This is a genomic window from Pseudomonas savastanoi (genome assembly GCF_020917325.1).
Classification (GTDB): Bacteria; Pseudomonadota; Gammaproteobacteria; order Pseudomonadales; family Pseudomonadaceae; genus Aquipseudomonas; species Aquipseudomonas amygdali.
Genome location: NZ_CP076652.1, coordinates 5,008,825 through 5,023,789, shown reverse-complemented (window position 1 = coordinate 5,023,789; position 14,965 = coordinate 5,008,825). Strand labels below are relative to the sequence as shown.

Sequence of the window (14,965 nt, the reverse complement as noted above, 5' to 3'; positions counted from 1 at the left end):
CTCAATTTAAAGATGAGAATGCGTCGCGGTTGGAGCATACTGCGCGCCGCAGCCTGTAGAGGGGAGAGCGTCGGCGTTGAAGAAAGTCTTGTTCCAACTGCACTGGTTCTTCGGGATCACGGCAGGTCTGGTGCTGACCCTCATGGGGATTACCGGCGCGCTGTATTCGTTCGAAGACGAAATTCTTGATGTTCTGAACCCAGACGTTCTGCTCGTGCAGGAGCGTACGGCTACCTTGCCACCGATTGAGCTTGTTCACAGGCTGGAGGCGGCGACCGGGCTGACCGTCGCTATTCTGCGTGTCGATACGCTGGGCAATCGTGCCGCTCAGGTGTATTTCACACCGGAGCCGGGCGAACGGCGCGGTCCCAAACGCAATTTCGATCCCTATACCGGCGAGCTGAAAGGCGATGCTGTAGGTGAGGGCTTTTTCGACTTTGTCCTGCAACTGCATCGTTATCTGGCAGCAGGTGAGGTGGGTAAACAGATCACTGCGGCCTGCACACTGGTTCTGGTGTTCTTCTGCCTGTCCGGGCTCTACCTGCGCTGGCCTCGCAACGCGCTGAACTGGCGTGTCTGGCTGACGATGGACTGGGCTAAAAAGGGCCGCAGTTTCAACTGGGACCTGCATTCGGTGTTTGGTACCTGGTGCCTGTTGTTCTACCTGCTGTTCGCGATCACGGGCCTTAACTGGTCTTATGACTGGGTGAGCAATGGTCTGAACGGGCTGCTGGGAGATTCGCTGCCTGTACAGCGCAAAGCCCCTGTGGTCCCGTCCAGCCAATCCGCGCCGTTGCTGGTTGATTATGCTGCCATCTGGGACAGTGTGCAGAAAACCGCCGGGCCTGAGCTACGTGCTTATAACTTGCGTTTGCCTGCTTCTGGCGGCCAACCGGCCACGGTGTTCTACCTGCTCAAGGACTCACCTCATCCACGGGCCTTGAACAGCATCACGCTTGACCCGGCCAACGGTCAGGTCAGCTCGGTTTCGCGCTATGCAGAGCGCAGTTTCGGCGCGCAATTGCTGGCCAGCAACTATGCGCTGCACGTTGGCAGCTATTTCGGCCTCGTCGGTCGGCTCATCATGACGGCTGCATCGTTGATGATGCCGCTGTTCTTTATCACTGGCTGGTTGTTGTACCTGGATCGACGTCGCAAGCAGCGCGCTGTCAGAAGTGCGCGCGGCGAGGTTCAGAGTGAAGGAGCAGATGATGCTGCTTCCTGGCTGATAGGTTTCGCCAGCCAGAGCGGTTTTGCCGAGCAGTTGGCCTGGCAGGCTGCTGGCCAGTTGCAGGCTTCAGGAGTGTCTGTGCGCGTGAAGCGGCTGGGCGATTTGACCGAAGAGGATTTCAGTCAGAGTCGTAAGGCGCTGTTCGTCGTCAGCACCTTTGGTGAGGGCGAGGCGCCCGATAGCGCGCGAGGTTTCGAGCGTAAGTTGCTGGGCCGTCCGTTGGAACTGAAGCAGCTCGATTACGCCGTTCTGGCCCTGGGCGATCGTCAATACCCGCATTTCTGCGGTTTTGCCCATCGTTTGCATGGCTGGTTGGCTGAGCGTGGCGGGCGCACGTTGTTCCCGCCTGTTGAAGTGGACAGCGCTGATCCAGCAGCCCTGCAACACTGGCAGCAGCAGCTGGGACAATTGACTGGCTCCGTGCCTTCAACGCACTGGCAGGCACCGGGGTTCGAGAACTGGACGCTGGCGCGGCGCGAGCATTTGAACCCGGGCAGCAGTGGTTCGAAGGTTTACCTGCTGGACCTGACAGCGTCGACGTCAGCGAGCTGGCAGGCGGGGGATCTGGTCGAGGTGATGCCGCGCAATGCGGCGCAGGTCATTGAACCCTTTCTCGCCGGGCTGGGTGTCGATCCTGCCACGCCGGTAACCGTGGATGGCTTGCAGGAGCCGCTCAGTCAGGCGTTGGCAACCCGCCAACTGCCGCACAATCGTGCGCATCTGGTCGGCCTGCACGCGCAGGCGCTGATCGACGCGCTGGCGCCGGTATCTGCTCGTGAATATTCGATCGCTTCGATTCCGGAAGACGGACGTCTGCAACTCATCGTGCGTCAGGAAGTTCATCCTGACGGCAGTCTGGGGCTGGGCTCCGGCTGGCTGACCACCCATGCTGACCTCGACAGCGCGATCAGTCTGCGTTTGCGCCGCAATAGCAGTTTTCATTTGCCTGTCGATTCCGTCCCGCTGATCCTGCTGGGCAATGGTACGGGGCTGGCCGGTTTGCGCAGTCTGCTCAAGTCTCGCATCGCTCAAGGGCAGATGCGCAACTGGCTGCTATTCGGCGAACGTAACCGCGCCCACGATTTTCATTGTGGTAACGAACTGGAGGACTGGCTGGAGGCTGGTCATCTGAATCGACTGGATCTTGCCTTCTCACGTGACCAGGCGGAGAAAATCTACGTGCAGGATCGCTTGCGCGAAGCGGCCGATGAACTGCGTCTATGGCTCGACGAAGGGGCTGCGATTTACATCTGTGGCAGCTTGCTGGGTATGGCGGCGGGCGTGGATCAGGTGTTGAACGAGGTGCTGGGCGAGCAGGCGGTCAGCGAATTGATCGAGGAAGGGCGTTATCGGCGGGATGTGTATTAAGCATCGCACGATAGTTGAGGGTATCGTTCCTCACGCTCCAGTGAACTGCCCCCCAAAAGTTGGACGGTTTTAGCTTGCCGCCTGAGCCCTGTACTTTACGGGGCTTTGGCCGTTGAGCTTCAGCTTGATGCGGTCATGGTTGTAGTAGTGGATGTACTCATCCAGACCTGCTTTCAACTCATCGATGCTTTCAAACTGTTTCAGGTAGAAAAACTCGGATTTCAGTGTACCGAAAAAGCTTTCCATTGCCGCATTGTCCAGGCAGTTGCCCTTACGGGACATGCTTTGTTTGACGCCTCGTACCGATAGCTTATGGCGATACTGCGCGTGTTGATACTGCCAGCCCTGGTCCGAGTGCATCACAAGCTTCGGCTCGTCCTGCAACTGCTGAAGCGCCTTGTCCAGCATGCTGGTGACCAGCTCAAAGCTCGGCCTTGTCGACACTTCATACGCCACGATTTCACCGTTGTACAAGTCCATCACGGGTGAGAGATACAGCTTTCGATTGCCTACCTTGAACTCAGTCACATCGGTCACCCACTTCTGGTTCGGGCGTTGCGCGCTGAAATTGCGCTCCAGCAAATTCGGCGCAATGGTTCCTATTACGCCCTTATAGGAGCGGTATTTTTTGGGGCGCACCACTGATCGCAGGCCCAGTTCTGCCATCAGTCGTTCTACAACCTTCTTGTTGACCAAAATACCTGCATTGCGAATGACCGCCGTGATACGCCGAGCGCCATAAAGGCCTTTCTCCTCGTGGTAAATGCTTTCGATTAACTGTTTCAAAGCAGCATCGGGATCGGGTCTGGATTGCACCTGAACCTGGTAGTAAAACGTGCTGCGTGCCAAGCCCGCCAGCCTCAGCAGAGCGCAAAGCGGGAACCGGCCTCTCAGTTGCTTGATGATCAGGGCTTTTTCGGTTGCCGTCGTTTCTGCTCCTTCAGCTCTTCCAACTTTTTTAGGTAAGCGTTCTCCATGCGCAGATATTCAAGCTCGCTCATCAACTGGTCGCGCGTCTTCTGCGTATCGTCGGCGGTTACTGGTTTGGCGGGATAAGGCTTCTTTGGCATGGCGACAGGCTTTCTTCTGGCAGGAACATACGGGGCTGTACCGCTACTGTAATGCCGCTTTTCCCAAATGACTATTTGGCCGGGATCCCCGATACCAAAATGCGCAGCGGCCTGACGGAGCGACAGCTTGTGTTCACGCCTGTGTTCAAGCACTGAGCGCTTGAAAGCTTCGCTGTATCGAAGACCAGGCTTGCGATGGCCGGTGTGACCATGACTCTTGTAGTTAGCGACCCAGCGTCGAAGCAGACTGAAATCGATTGAGAACTGGCGGGCTACCATACGAAAGCCCATGTTGCCTTCAAGATACGCTTTGACGACAGTGAGCTTGAACTGCTCTGAATACTTACCCATTTGAACACCCCATGAGGTCGGATTGGTGTCCAACTTCTTGGGGGCAGTTCACCAGCGTGGGAATGCCTTGGGTGACGCTCTGCGTCACAAATCTGCGCCGCACCGCACACTCAAAACCGGACGCAGAGCGTCCAGAACTGCGTGCCCACGCTGGAGCGTGGGCACGATAGTCTTCTAGCTTCTAGCTTCTAGCTTAAGCCGCTACAAATTGCTCGGCATAGTGGCAGGCCACCTGGCGGTTATCCACCAGGCGCAGTTCCGGTACGTCTGTTGCGCAACGTTCGGTCGCATAAGGGCAGCGCTTGTGGAAAGCGCAGCCGCTTGGCGGGCTGAGCGGGTTGGGCAGCTCGCCGACGATCTTGATCTTCGGTTTGAGCGGGTCCGGGTGGATGGTCGGGGTCGCTGACAACAGTGCCTGAGTGTAAGGGTGCAGCGGACGGTTGTAGATCTCTTCCTTGGGACCCATTTCCGCAGGCCGGCCCAGGTACATTACCAATACCGTATCGGCGACATGACGCACCACCGACAGGTTGTGGGAGATGAACACGTAGGCGGTGTTGAATTCCTGCTGCAAATCCATGAACAGGTTCAGCACCTGGGCCTGAATCGACACGTCCAGCGCCGAAGTCGGTTCGTCCGCGACCAGCACTTTGGGCTGCAGCATCATGGCCCGCGCCAGCGCGATACGCTGACGCTGACCGCCGGAAAACATGTGCGGGTAGCGCTGATAGTGCTCGGGGCGCAAACCGACCTGAGCCATCATCGCCTGCACTTTTTCCCGACGTTCTGCCGCCGACAGTTTGGTGTTGATCAACAGCGGCTCGCCGAGCTGGTCACCGACTTTCTGACGTGGGTTGAGCGACGCGTAAGGGCTCTGAAATACCATCTGCACGTCTTTGCGCAACTGCTTGCGCTCGGACTTGCTGGCACCGGCCACTTCCTGACCGGCGATTTTCAGCGAACCCGATGAAGGCTCTTCAATCAGTGTCAGCGCGCGGGCCAGCGTCGACTTGCCACAGCCGGACTCGCCGACCACAGCCAGGGTCTTGCCGGCTTCCAGTTCGAAGGACACACCGTTTAGCGCGCGCACCAGCGCTGTGCCTTTGAACAGGCCTCGGGAGACTTCGTAGTGACGGGTAAGGTCGCGGGCGGTAAGTACGACGCTCATTACGCCACCTCCTGATTCAAGGGATAGAAGCAGCGCGCCAGGCTATGGGCCTTGGGGTCCAGGCCAGGACGTTCGGTCCGGCAGTTGTCGCGCACATACGGGCAGCGCGGTGAAAGCAGGCAACCCTGTGGCCGGTCATAGCGACCCGGAACCATGCCCGGCAGCGTGGCGAGGCGTTCGGCACCCATGCTGTGCTCGGGAATAGCAGCCAGCAAGGCTTCGCTGTACGGGTGGGCAGGGACCTCGAACAGCCCCGGCACCTGACCGACTTCGACGGCCTGACCGGCATACATCACACAGACGCGCTGCGCGGTTTCAGCCACTACCGCCAGGTCGTGAGTGATCAGCACCAGCGCCATGTCCTGCTCTTTTTGCAGGCTCAGCAACAGCTCCATGATCTGCGCCTGAATGGTCACGTCCAGCGCGGTGGTCGGTTCGTCGGCGATCAGCAGTTTCGGTTCGCCGGCGATGGCCATGGCAATTGCCACACGCTGACTCATGCCGCCCGACAGTTGATGCGGGTAGGCATTCAGGCGCGCAGCCGCACCAGGGATTTCGACCTTTTCCAGCAGTTCCAGCGCGCGCTGGCGTGCCGCCTTGCCCGACATGTTCAGGTGCTGGCGTAGCACTTCCTCGATCTGGAAGCCCACGGTGTAACTGGGGTTCAGCGCAGTCATCGGGTCCTGGAAAACCATCGCCAGGTCTTTGCCGATGATGCGACGACGCTGCCGTGCGTTCAGCTTGAGCAGGTCCTTGCCGTCGAAGTTGAGCGCGTCGGCGGTGATGATGCCGGGTGAATCGATCAGCCCCATCAGCGCCATCATGGTCACGGATTTACCGGACCCCGATTCGCCAACGATGGCCAATACTTCGCCTTTTTCGACGCTCAGGGACAGGCCGTCCACAACAGGTACGGCCTTGGCGTCGCCGAAGCGGACGTTGAGATTCTTGATTTCAAGAAGTGACATGCGAATCTCCTCAGGCGGCGTTCTTGAGTTTCGGGTCCAGCGCATCGCGCAGACCGTCGCCCATCAGGTTGATTGCCAGCACGCTGAGCAAAATGGTCAGACCGGGCAGGCTGACGACCCACCAGGCACGTTCGATGTAGTCGCGCGCCGAGGCGAGCATGGTGCCCCACTCAGGCGTCGGCGGTTGTACGCCAAGGCCCAGGAAGCCCAGCGCTGCGGCGTCGAGAATGGCCGAGGAAAAACTCAGCGTTGCCTGAACGATCAGCGGTGCCATGCAGTTGGGCAGCACGGTGATGAACATCAGGCGTGGCAGGGTGGCACCGGCCAGACGCGCAGCCGTCACGTAGTCACGGTTCAGCTCGCCCATTACCGCAGCGCGGGTCAGACGTACGTAGGAAGGCAGCGACACAATGGCGATGGCGATCACGGTGTTGATCAGGCCAGGGCCAAGAATTGCCACGATGGCTACAGCCAGCAGCAGCGATGGCAGGGCCAGCATGATGTCCATCAGGCGCATCACCGAAGGGCCGAGCACGCGAGGGAAGAAGCCCGCCAGCAAGCCCAGCAGGATGCCGGGGATCAACGACATGACCACCGATGCCAGACCGATCAGCAGCGACAGGCGCGAACCCTGGATCAGGCGCGACAGCAGATCGCGGCCCAGTTCGTCGGTGCCGAGGATGAATTGCCATTGACCACCTTCAAGCCACACCGGAGGTGTCAGCAGGAAATCACGGTATTGCTCGCTCGGATCATGGGGTGCAACCCACGGGGCGAACAGGGCGCAGAACACGATCAGGATCATGAACAGCAGGCCGGCAACCGCGCCTTTGTTCTTCGAGAACGCTTGCCAGAATTCTTTGTACGGGGATGGGTAAAGCAGGCTTTGATCGACTGCTACCGCAGGAGTAGGGGTGCTCATATCGATGATCTCAGCGCTGATGACGGATGCGTGGGTTGGCAAAGCCGTAGAGGATATCCACCACGAAGTTGACCAGGATCACCAGACAGGCGATCAGCAGAATGCCGTTTTGCACGACCGGATAGTCCCGGGCGCCGATGGCTTCGATCAGCCACTTGCCGATACCGGGCCACGAGAAGATCGTTTCGGTCAGTACCGCACCGGCCAGCAGTGTGCCGATTTGCAGGCCGAACACGGTCAGCACTGGAATCAGCGCGTTGCGCAGGCCGTGAACGAATACCACGCGAGTCGGCGACAGGCCTTTGGCCCGTGCAGTACGCACGTAGTCTTCACGCAATACTTCCAGCATCGATGAGCGGGTCATCCGGGCGATTACCGCCAGCGGTATGGTGCCCAGCACGATGGCCGGAAGAATCAGGTGATGCAACGCATCGAGAAACGCGCCCTGTTCGTCACTGAGCAAGGTGTCGATCAGCATGAAGCCGGTGACTGGCGGAATGTCGTACAGCAGGTCGATTCGCCCGGAAACCGGGGTCCAGCCCAGTGTTACCGAGAAGAACATGATGAGGATCAGGCCCCACCAGAAAATCGGCATGGAATAACCGGCGAGGGAAATCCCCATGACCCCATGGTCGAACAGGGACCCTCGCTTGAGTGCGGCGATCACCCCGGCCAACAGGCCGAGAATACCCGCGAAAATCAGCGCCGCCAGCGACAACTCCAGGGTTGCCGGGAACAGCGAGGTGAATTCGCTCCAGACACTGGTACGCGTACGCAGCGATTCACCGAGGTCGCCGTGGGCGAGCTTGCCGATGTAATCGATGTACTGGGCATACAGTGGTTTATTCAGACCAAGACGTTCCATGGCCTGAGCGTGCATTTCCGGATCGACCCGGCGCTCACCCATCATGACTTCGACCGGGTCGCCCGGAATCAGGCGAATCAGGGCGAAGGTCAATAAGGTGATGCCGAAGAAAGTGGGTATCAACAACCCCACTCGGCGGGCGATAAAACTAAACATCTTGGTGTGTACCTCATCAGCCGGTTAGGCGTGCTCCGGCGAGTCTCGGGTTATGAGCTCGCCGGATTATTTTTCTACTTCACCTGGGTAGTGGCGAAGTTGTTGGTTGTGAGCGGGCTGATTTGGTAGCCCTCCACATTTTTACGCATGGCCGTGAACATTCTGGTGTGAGCCATGCTGATCCACGGCTGATCCTTGTTGAATATTGCCTGAGCCTGCTCATAGAGCGCTGCACGCTCCTGCGGGTTCACTGTTTCGCGAGCCTTGTCGATCAGCGTCTGGAATTCGGCATTGCACCAGCGTGCATAGTTCTCGCCGTTTTTCGCCGCTTCACAACTAAGCATCGGGGTCAGGAAGTTGTCCGGGTCGCCATTGTCGCCTGCCCAGCCGGCAGACACCATGTCATGTTCGCCATTCTTGGCGCGTTTGAGCATTTCGCCCCATTCCATGACGCGAATGTCGATCTTGATGCCGATCTTTGCCAGATCGGACTGCATCATTTGCGCACCGAGCATCGGGTTAGGGTTGGTCGGACCACCACCGTTGCGGGTGAACAGGGTGAACGTAGTGCCCTCCGGAACACCTGCTTCCTTCAGCAAGGCGCGTGCCTTGTCGAGGTCAACCGGCGGATTCTTCAGGCTGTTGTTGTAACCCAGCAGGGTTGGCGGATACGGGTTGACCGCTACCAACGCATTGCCCTTGCCGAACACCGCGTTGACATAAGCGTTCTTGTCGAACGTCATGTCAATGGCTTTGCGTACCCGCACATCGCTCAAATACTTGTGCGTGGTGTTGATAGCGATGTAGCCGGTGGTCATGGCCTCCATTTCATCGATTTTCAGATTCGGGTCTTTCTTGATGCTCGGGACATCGTCCGGCTTTGGATACAGCGCGATCTGACATTCGTTGGCCTTGAGTTTCTGCAGGCGCACGTTGTTGTCGGTGGCGATGGCCAGAATCAATGCTTCAGCAGGCGGCTTGCCGCGGAAGTAGTCCGGATTGGCCTTGAAGCGTACCTGCGCATCCTTGGCATAGCGCTGGAAGATGAACGGGCCGGTGCCGATCGGCTTGCTGTTTAGATCGTTGGTCTTGTCGGCTTTCAACAACTGGTCGGCGTATTCTGCCGGGTAGATAGAGGCGAACGCCATGGCCATGTCGGCCAGGAATGGTGCTTCGCGGCGGGTCAGGGTGAATTTGACGGTGTAGTCGTCAGTTTTTTCGACGCTTTTCAGCAGCTCTTTGAAGCCCATGCTTTCAAAGTAGGGGAAGCCAACGCTCGACTTGTCATGCCACGGGTGTTTCGGGTCCAGCTGACGCTGGAAACTCCAGAGCACATCGTCGGCGTTCATGTCGCGGGTCGGTTTGAAGTAATCGGTGGTGTGGAACTTGACACCTTTGCGCAGGTGGAAAGTGTAGGTCAGACCGTCTTCGCTGATGTCCCAGGATTCAGCCAGCGCTGGAATGACTTCCGTGGTGCCGGGTTTGAAATCCGCCAGGCGATTGAATACGGTTTCAGCCACGGCGTCGGCCGTCACGGCTGTTGTGTATTGCACCATGTCGAAGCCTTCGGGGCTGGCTTCGGTGCAGACTACCAGGGGTTTTGCCGAAACACTGACGGCGACGCTGAGCAGGGCCAGGGCGATCGAGTTGCGTAGCGATAACAGTTTCATTGTGAACCCTCCATAGAGTTGACGCCGATGGTGATGTTCTGGCGCAAGGCTTTTGCCTTGCACCAGAACGGTTTTCAGCGAATCAAAGAATGTTGAACGGAACGGTGGTCACCAGACGGAATTCGTTGATGTTGCCATCAGCCTGATTCTCGCTGGCGCGGTGAGTGGTGTAAGTGGCGCGGATGGCAGTGGCCTTGAGCGGGCCGGACTGCACGGAGTACGACGTACCGATACCGTATTCGTAGTGAGTCTCGCCGTCCATTGCGTTTACGCCGCTCGCTGTCCGAACGCCATTGATTGTCTGGACGTCGCCGTAGACGTTGCCTTTATATTTGGTACCGTCGATGTCCCAGCCGCGCGCTTGGTAAATGTTGAACTTCAGGCCCGGCACGCCATATTCGGCCATGTTCAGTACGTAGGCGATCTGCAGGGATTTCTCGTTCGGGCCGTTGAAGTCCGAGAGCAGGGAGTTGGCCAGGAAGATTGCGTTGGTGTCGTGCGCATAGTCGAAATACTCATCGCCAGACACTTGCTGATAGGCAAGGCTGATGCTGTGAGCGTTATGTGTACCGGTGAACGACAGGCTGTAGGTATCGTTGTCGATGGGGCCCTGTTTGCTTTGACCGGAGTCCTTGGTCTTGTAGTAGTTCAGGTTGGTGCTGAGCGCCAGTGCCTTGCTGTCACCCAGTTCGTGGGTGAAGCCGAAGTAGTACTGGTGCCAGAAATCTTCCAGATTCGATGCATAAAAGCTGGTAGTCAGGCTGTCGGTCGGCTTGTAGTCAGCGCCGAACATGTCCAGGCGGTCGGCGGTCTGGCTGCGATCACCGTACTCGGAGCGGAACTTGTCCAGACTCTGTTCCATACGTGGCGATACGCGGTCGAAGCTACCGGCTTGAAACGACAGGTTGTTGAGCTCGTCGCTCTGTACGGCAACACCCTGGAAGCTGGAAGGCAGTGCGCGGTTGCCAATGAAGGCGATGACCGGGGTGTTCACCGATTGGCGACCCATGGTCAGGACGGTGTTGGAAACCCGCGCCTTGACGTTGCCCAGGCCCATCTTGCTCCACTGACCCACTGCATCACCGTCACTGTGTGCCAGGGTACGGTTGGAGTTGCCGGCAAAGTCATCGGTGTCACGGTCCAGCGCAATGGCGTTGTACAGTGCCAGCTCGGTGGCGAAACCTACAACACCCTGCGTGTAGCCCGAGGTGTAGTTGACGATGGTGCCCTGCTGCCAGTTGATACGACGCGAGGTCTGCTCAGCGATGCCGTTGTCGTTGTAGCGGAAAACCTCGCCACGACGCTTCAGTTCGTTGGCGTACCAGTTGCGGGTCGTGCCGGTCAGGTGTTGATCTTCGATAAAGCCGTTGGCGTCGGCCTGTGCGTTCTTGGAGCTCAGCTCGGTCGGTATGAACGTCTGGCTGGCTGGTTCTGCCTGAACCAATGCGCCGAACGACGAGAGAGATAAGGCCAATAACGCAGTACTTGTTGTTTTCACGATGTGCAGCTCCCTTTATCACTTTTTTATATGCCAGTTCTTAAGCCTGGCTTTTGGTGGTGCAGGGCTTTGGGCCCTGCGTTGTTATCGGTATAAACGCGCAAGTGTTGGCTCTCGCCGTGACACAAGACGGCGAGGGCATGCGGAGTTTCTGATCAGTCGGCGATGCTGACGCCTGAAAAGTTGTTGCGACCAAACGGGCTGACGTGGAAGTCCCTGACCTCGGCGCGCAACGGCTGATTGACCGTCGAGTGGGCAATCGGTGTTATCGGCACCTGTTCCTTGAGGTAGCGTTGCGCCTGTTTGTACAGGTCGGTGCGCTGCTCGCGGTCGGTGACAGCGACGGCGGCCTTGACCAGCTGGTCGTATTTTTCGTCGCACCACATCGAGTAGTTGTTACCGCCAATGGCGGCGCAGCTGTACAGCGTGCCCAGCCAGTTGTCCGGGTCACCGTTGTCGCCGGTCCAGCCGATCAGCGAGATATCGTGCTCGCCGTTCTTGGTGCGCTTGAGGTATTCACCCCATTCATAACTGACGATCTTGACCTTGATGCCAACCTTGGCCCAGTCGGCCTGCAGCATTTCGGCCATCAGCTTGGCGTTGGGGTTGTAAGGACGCTGGACCGGCATGGCCCAGAGGGTCAGTTCGGTGCCTTCCTTGACGCCAGCCGCGCGCAGCAGGGTTTTGGCTTTTTCCGGGTCGTAAGGCGCGTCCTTGATGCTGTCATCGTAGGACCACTGGGTCGGCGGCATGGCATTGACTGCCAGCTGCCCTGCGCCCTGATAAACCGCGTTGATGATTGCCTTTTTGTTGACGGCCATGTCCAGCGCCTGGCGCACTTCCAGCTTGCCTAGCGGCTCGTGGCGTACGTTGTAGGAGATGTAACCAAGGTTGAAGCCTGGCTTCTCGATGATCTGCAGGCTTTTGTCTTCCTTGAGGCTGGCGAGGTCTGCCGGACGCGGGTTGACCGAGACCTGGCACTCGTTGGCCTTGAGCTTCTGCATGCGGGCAGAGGCGTCGGTCACGATGGCGAAAATCAACTGGTCGATCTTCACCCGGCTCGGGTCCCAGAACTCCTTGTTGCCCTTGTAACGAATCTGCGAGTCTTTCTGATAGCGCTGGAACACGAAAGGCCCCGTGCCAATCGGTTGCTGGTTGATGTCGCGCACATCACCCTTGGCCATCAGTTGTTCGGCGTATTCGGCGGAGAGGATGCCGGCGAAGTTCATGGCGATGTTCTGGATGAACGCTGCATCGACCGTATTGAGGGTGAACACCACGGTCAACGGGTCGGTCTTCTCGATGGACTTGATCTTTTTGTTCAGGCCCATACTGGTGAAGTAGGGGAACTCGGTCGGGTAAGCGACACGGAACGGATGATCGGGCTTGAGCATGCGATTGAAGGTGAACAGCACATCGTCGGCGTTGAAGTCACGGCTGGGCTTGAAGTTCTTGTTGCTGTGGAACTTCACGCCCTCGCGCAGGTGAAACGTGTAGACCAGGCCGTCTTCCGAGATGTCCCAGGAAGTCGCCAGCGCTGGAACCACGGTGGTGTCGCCTTGCTTGAATTCGGTGAGTCGATTGTAGATCGGCTCGGATGCATCGTTATCGGTGGAGGAGGTGTATTGCGCACCATCGAAGCCAGCCGGACTCGCTTCGGAGCAAAACACCAGATTGCTTGCCGCCTGGGCAAACGGGGCCAGTGCCAACAGTCCCAGGCACGACGTCATCGCAAGAGTTTTACGCATGATGATCCCTATCCTCGAAGGATGAGCCGAGGCTCGAATGTCTAACTGGCCCAAAGGCGTCGCCCCACGCAACTTCGCACGACATGCCCGGCGCACCTGGACACGAAGCGACGGGCTTCCTGCCATTGCCGCTGCCCTTCGACGGTAAGTCGTCAGAGGTCCGCGGTATATAGGCTCGAAGGCTGCAAAGCTCGTAGGAAATATCTTAGTGATAGTAGAAGAATGCCGTTATCGGCACTTTTTCAACCCATCGCTCGGGGCTTAATATTCAAGTAGAGCGGTTTGCTGCGCCGGATGAGCGGCGCAGCAAACTGTCACTTTTACTTGCCGCTCACGCTCACACCGTAAAAGGAGTTCAAGCCAAACGGGCTGATCTTGAAGTCCTGTACGCTGGTGCGCATGGGTTGATAGACCGTCGAGTGCGCAATAGGCGTCATCGGCACTGCGTCTTTCAGGAGGTGTTGCGCCTGTTTGTACAGCTCGGTGCGCTTGGCCTGATCGGACGTTTCCTTGGCCTGATGGATCAGCGTGTCGAACGGCTTGTCACACCATTTGGCAAAGTTGTTGCCGTTCAGGGCGTCACAGCCGAACAGGGTGCCGAGCCAGTTGTCGGGGTCACCGTTATCGCCGCTCCAGCCAATCAGCATGGCACCGTTCTCGCCATTCTTGGCGCGCTTGATGTACTCGCCCCATTCATAGCTGACGATCTTGGCGTTGATACCGATCTTCTTCCAGTCGGACTGGAGCATCTCGGCCATCAGTTTGGCGTTGGGGTTGTAAGGACGCTGAACCGGCATCGCCCACAGGGTGATTTCGGTGCCTTCCTTGATACCGGCTTCCTTGAGCAGCTCGCGAGCTTTCTCGGGATCGTACTTGGCGTCCTTGATGGTGGTGTCATAGGACCACTGGGTCGGCGGCATGGCGTTGACCGCCAATTGACCTGCACCCTGGTAAACCGAGTCGATGATCTGCTGCTTGTTGACCGCCATGTCCAGCGCTTGGCGCACTTTCAACTGAGCCAGGGGATTTGGATGGTCTTCGCCCTTGATCTCAGGCATCACGTTGTAGGCGATGTAACCAAGGTTGAAGCCAGCCTGATCAGGCATCTTCAGGTTTTTGTCGGCCTTGAGTGGCTCAAGGTCGGCAGGACGTGGGTAAGCGGTGATCTGGCATTCGTTTTTCTTGAGCTTCTGCATGCGCACCGAGGCGTCGGTGGTGATGGCGAAGATCAGATTGTCGACCTTGACGTCTTCAGGCTTCCAATAGTCCTTGTTGCCGGTGTAACGAATATTGGAGTCTTTCTGGTAGCTCTTGAACACGAACGGGCCAGTGCCGATCGGCTGCTGGTTGATCAGCTCCGGCTTGCCTTCCTTGAGCAGCTTGGCGGCGTACTCTGCGGACTGGATGGACGCGAAGCTCATCGCCATGTTCTGGATGAAGGCAGCGTCGACTTTGCCAAGAGTGAACTTGACGGTGTGGTCGTCGACCTTTTCGATCTTGGTGATGTTGGTGTCCATACCCATATCAGTGAAGTACGGGAATTCGGTCGGATACGCTTTGCGGTAAGGCATGTCCTTGTCGATCATGCGATTGAACGTGAACAGCACGTCATCGGCATTGAATTCACGGGTCGGCTTGAAGTAGGGCGTGGTGTGAAACTTGACGCCTTCGCGAAGGTGGAAGGTGTACGTCAGGCCATCATCAGAGATGTCCCACTTGGTTGCCAGGCCGGGCACCACGGCGGTGCCGCCGCGTTCAAACTGGCTCAGGCGGTTGAAAATGGTCTCTGCTGCGGCGTCGAAGTCAGTACCTGTGGTGTATTGACCCGGATCGAATCCGGCAGGGCTGCCCTCGGAGCAGAACACCAGATTCGAAGCTGCGTGAGCGAAAGGAGCACTGGCGAGCAGGCTGGCGCCGACCAGAAACGGAATGACCGCGTGTTTGAGCATG

At 58.0% G+C, this 14,965-nt stretch carries 10 protein-coding genes; 1 reads left to right on the top strand and 9 read right to left on the bottom strand.

Features of this window, described 5'->3' with window-relative positions; genetic code table 11:
• Positions 1-76: 76 nt before the first annotated feature.
• On the top strand, positions 77-2,599 hold the full coding sequence (locus tag KP808_RS21295; protein ID WP_230016823.1) for a PepSY domain-containing protein: 2,523 nt from the start codon (positions 77-79) through the stop codon (positions 2,597-2,599).
• 69 nt (positions 2,600-2,668) lie between these two features.
• Here KP808_RS21295 and KP808_RS21290 read toward each other — a convergent pair.
• The 9 genes from KP808_RS21290 to KP808_RS21250 form a co-directional block, all read right to left on the bottom strand.
• Positions 2,669-4,020, bottom strand: a protein-coding gene (locus KP808_RS21290) for an IS3 family transposase (protein WP_122259038.1) whose coding sequence is annotated in 2 segments (ribosomal slippage) — positions 2,669-3,561 and positions 3,561-4,020 — 1,353 coding nt in all. Because the reading frame shifts where the segments join, the coding sequence is not laid out codon by codon here.
• Positions 4,021-4,213: 193 nt separating this feature from the next.
• Positions 4,214-5,188 (bottom strand): peptide ABC transporter ATP-binding protein, encoded by a 975-nt coding sequence (locus KP808_RS21285; protein WP_230016822.1) that lies wholly within the window; start codon positions 5,186-5,188, stop codon positions 4,214-4,216.
• Entirely contained in the window at positions 5,188-6,156 is a 969-nt protein-coding gene (locus tag KP808_RS21280; RefSeq protein WP_002555195.1) for an ABC transporter ATP-binding protein, read from the bottom strand. The genes KP808_RS21285 and KP808_RS21280 overlap by 1 nt, the downstream gene beginning before the upstream one ends.
• A gap of 10 nt (positions 6,157-6,166) precedes the next feature.
• Positions 6,167-7,078, bottom strand: a complete 912-nt coding sequence (locus KP808_RS21275) for an ABC transporter permease subunit (protein WP_002555194.1) — start codon at positions 7,076-7,078, stop codon at positions 6,167-6,169.
• A 10-nt stretch (positions 7,079-7,088) separates the two neighbouring features.
• Complete coding sequence (locus KP808_RS21270; protein ID WP_058400639.1) at positions 7,089-8,099, bottom strand: ABC transporter permease subunit; 1,011 nt, start codon at positions 8,097-8,099, stop codon at positions 7,089-7,091.
• A gap of 74 nt (positions 8,100-8,173) precedes the next feature.
• A complete protein-coding gene (locus KP808_RS21265; protein WP_058400640.1) occupies positions 8,174-9,769 on the bottom strand; it encodes an ABC transporter substrate-binding protein in 1,596 nt (531 codons plus the stop codon).
• An 82-nt stretch (positions 9,770-9,851) separates the two neighbouring features.
• Positions 9,852-11,267 (bottom strand): OprD family porin, encoded by a 1,416-nt coding sequence (locus KP808_RS21260; protein WP_058400641.1) that lies wholly within the window; start codon positions 11,265-11,267, stop codon positions 9,852-9,854.
• Between the two features lie 155 nt (positions 11,268-11,422).
• Positions 11,423-13,015 carry an ABC transporter substrate-binding protein gene (locus KP808_RS21255; protein WP_058409155.1) on the bottom strand — a complete coding sequence of 531 codons (1,593 nt, stop codon included), beginning with the start codon at positions 13,013-13,015 and terminating at the stop codon, positions 11,423-11,425.
• A 320-nt stretch (positions 13,016-13,335) separates the two neighbouring features.
• Complete coding sequence (locus KP808_RS21250) at positions 13,336-14,964, bottom strand: ABC transporter substrate-binding protein (protein WP_058400643.1); 1,629 nt, start codon at positions 14,962-14,964, stop codon at positions 13,336-13,338.
• Between the last annotated feature and the right edge of the window lies 1 nt (position 14,965).

Excerpts from the sequence above, each read along its gene's own strand:
- KP808_RS21285 (WP_230016822.1), bottom strand. The coding sequence starts at position 5,188 with ATGAGCGTCGTACTTACCGCCCGCGACCTTACCCGTCACTACGAAGTC.
- KP808_RS21280 (WP_002555195.1), bottom strand. The coding sequence starts at position 6,156 with ATGTCACTTCTTGAAATCAAGAATCTCAACGTCCGCTTCGGCGACGCC.
- KP808_RS21275 (WP_002555194.1), bottom strand. The coding sequence starts at position 7,078 with ATGAGCACCCCTACTCCTGCGGTAGCAGTCGATCAAAGCCTGCTTTAC.
- KP808_RS21270 (WP_058400639.1), bottom strand. The coding sequence starts at position 8,099 with ATGTTTAGTTTTATCGCCCGCCGAGTGGGGTTGTTGATACCCACTTTC.
- KP808_RS21265 (WP_058400640.1), bottom strand. The coding sequence starts at position 9,769 with ATGAAACTGTTATCGCTACGCAACTCGATCGCCCTGGCCCTGCTCAGC.
- KP808_RS21255 (WP_058409155.1), bottom strand. The coding sequence starts at position 13,015 with ATGCGTAAAACTCTTGCGATGACGTCGTGCCTGGGACTGTTGGCACTG.
- KP808_RS21250 (WP_058400643.1), bottom strand. The coding sequence starts at position 14,964 with ATGCTCAAACACGCGGTCATTCCGTTTCTGGTCGGCGCCAGCCTGCTC.